The 523-nt window shown below is 72.7% G+C and carries 1 pseudogene; it reads right to left on the minus strand.

Going from position 1 to position 523, the window contains the following annotated elements:
* Window positions 1-98: 98 nt before the first annotated feature.
* A pseudogene (locus AC2CHG_RS31750) lies at window positions 99-523 on the minus strand (type I glutamate--ammonia ligase); the annotation flags it as partial.

The raw sequence follows: 523 nt of genomic DNA on the forward strand, positions 1-523 counted from the left end.
GCCGGCCCCCCCCCCCCCCCCCCCCCCCCCCCCCCCCCCCCCCCCCCGCCCCCCCCCCCCCCCCCCCCCCCCCCCCCGGCCGGTGCTGACGAGCGTGCTCAGCAGTCGAAGTACATCGCGAACTCGTGCGGGGTCGGGCGCAGACGCACCGGGTCGACCTCGTTGGCCCGCTTCCAGTCGACCCAGGTGGAGATCAGGTCCGGCGTGAACACGCCGCCGTCGAGCAGGTAGTCGTGGTCGGCCTCGAGCGCGTTGAGCACCTCCGGCAGCGAACCCGGAACCTGCTTGACGTCGCCCCACTCCTCCGGCGGGAGGTCGTACAGGTCCTTGTCGATCGGCGCCGGCGGCTCGATCTTGTTCTTGATGCCGTCCAGGCCGGCCATCATCATCGCCGAGAACGCCAGGTACGGGTTGCTGGACGGGTCCGGCACCCGGAACTCGACGCGCTTGGCCTTGGGGTTGCTGCCGGTGACCGGGATGCGGGTGCAGGCGGAGCGGTTGCGCTGCGAGTAGACCAGGTTCA

The sequence above is a fragment of the Micromonospora sp. ATLC20 genome, from assembly GCF_057196585.1.